Genomic DNA, 2082 nt, shown 5'->3' with positions numbered 1-2082 from the left:
GGAAGAAATATGTGTGCTCTTGCCAAGCCGTGAGAAGTTCGTATTGATCACCGACCGTGAGGAAGTAGAGGAGGCCATAGACTCATGTGGAGATATCGGAAAATCAGGGGGTCGTGCCTGAAGAGGCCTCACTTAGGGGAGGCATTCGTCCAACCCACCGGAGTGCTCCCTGTACGGTATGGAGGGCAAAATCAGGAGAGTAGCTGACGGAGACATAAACAACGACTTCAACACTGTCGCCCACAGCAAAGTCCGTCATCCGAGGTTTCCCTGCGCGAAACCTCGGTTTCCCAGGACCGTGACAGGTCACAAGGTCAAAAATGGAGAGTTCACCGGTGGGGTCGGTGAGGATGAACGCATACCCAGCGTATTGCCCGTGTACGCGACAAGTATCCCCGCCTGGAAACACTTGTAACGTTTTAATGATTCCTTGGAGTCGTACTGCCCGCATATTGAAGGTTTGAGGGTTCGTGATAATCGTTTGGATGGGGATTGGCTCTTCGCGCACCAAATCAGTAGCCGAAATGGTCGGCACGTGCAGAAACAGGACTACACAATAGGCCATCACTACAGTGATATGGTGTCTAAGTTTCATATTAAAAAAGTATACCGCCAAGCCTTGGCAAGTCCAGGCCACAATGATGCCGCTTCCCATTGCTGGGACACTCTGGGCCCCCGCCGAAAATCCATGGCGGTCGACCAGCCAGTGTTCGTTGTACGTGACGAGCCAAGCCGGGAGCGCGTCCCACCGTTCGTCGACCGTCGGGAGCGTTGTCACCCGCGACAGTTGCTCTTTGAGCGTGTGGATAAATCACCTCGTGATTCCAGTGTCTTCCGTGGCTCGAACGGAAGCCCGACTTAGACGTGATTCCGACGAGGTCAAGAAAGTGTGGTTCGTTTGGCTAAGGGTTGTTGCGGTGGTACATTTGAGCCAGGAGGACCATCCATCATGACAAGAATGATGCTCCCACTTCTCGCATCGCCGATAGTCCTCATACTTGCCGGATGTCCGGATGGAGGAGGGGGAGGGGGAGGGTTCGAGGGAACAGGATCGACTTCCGCCATCCTTTATACAGCCAATGATGGTTCGAACACCCTCTCAGGTTTCAGGATAGGGGCTGGCGGGGTCCTGACAGCAACAACTCCTGCAAGTTTTTCTACTGGAGGGACAAGCGCCGAATGGGTTGCCATTTCCCCTAACGGTCAATTCCTCTATTCGTCAAACCAGAGTTCCGCCAATGTTTCGGCTTTCACGATCAACGCAACCACAGGAAACCTCACTCCGACTGCACCAGCAACGTTTTCCAGCGGTGTAGGATCCTCTCCGCGTGGGATAACGATCACGCCAAACGGAGCATTTGTCTATGTCGCCAATAGCGCCTCCAACACCGTCGCTGGCTTTTCTATCGGATCGGGTGGTGTACTGGCTCCAACGTCTCCAGCAACGGTTCCAACGAGTGGGACATTAGCGCGAGGTCTGGCTGTATCACCGAATGGACAATTTCTCTACGTCGCAAACTCCGGTACGCACAACGTATCGGGTTTCACCATCGGAGCCAATGGCGTGTTGACCGCGACCAGTCCGGCGACCTTCTCAACTGGTGCCGGCTCTCCGAGCCCCGAGGGGCTTACCATGTCGCCGAATGGTCTATTTCTGTATGTTGCAAACAGTGGAACGAATGCCATTGCCGTCTTTTCCATTGGAGTGGGAGGCGTGCTGTCCCCAACAGTCCCTCCGACGTTCTCCACTGGAGCGCTGGGATCGAGCCCTCAGAGGCTGACAATTTCGCCCAATGGATCGTTCCTGTATGTCACGAATAGTGGCATGAACGAGGTGGCAGCTTTTACCATTGGAGCGGGAGGATTATTAACACCGACGTCTCCGGCGAGTTTTGCGACGGGAGCGGCGTCCGCGCCGGTCGGGATTACGATTAATCCAGACGGGCAATTCCTCTATGTCGCGAATTCAGGGTCAACCAGTGTATCCGGTTTCACGATTGGAGCCGGTGGCGTTCTGCTCCCTACCACTCCCGCCACGTTCTCGACCGCTCCACAGGCTCCGATTGGAATTGCCACTCCTGG

General features: G+C 54.9%; 2 protein-coding genes. One reads left to right on the top strand and one right to left on the bottom strand.

What is annotated here, in order from left to right:
• Positions 1 to 103: 103 nt before the first annotated feature.
• On the bottom strand, positions 104 to 778 hold the full coding sequence (locus tag ACMTNU_RS20525) for a hypothetical protein (protein ID WP_413937149.1): 675 nt from the start codon (positions 776 to 778) through the stop codon (positions 104 to 106).
• 171 nt (positions 779 to 949) lie between these two features.
• Here ACMTNU_RS20525 and ACMTNU_RS20520 point away from each other — a divergent pair.
• On the top strand, positions 950 to 2082 hold a 1133-nt coding region (locus ACMTNU_RS20520; RefSeq protein ID WP_413937148.1), incomplete at its 3' end, for a lactonase family protein.

It is taken from the genome of Nitrospira sp. BLG_1, assembly GCF_047338595.1.
Lineage (GTDB): Bacteria > Nitrospirota > Nitrospiria > Nitrospirales > Nitrospiraceae > Nitrospira_D.
The sequence above is the reverse complement of the archived record's forward strand: the minus strand, read 5'-3'. Positions and strand labels throughout refer to the sequence as shown.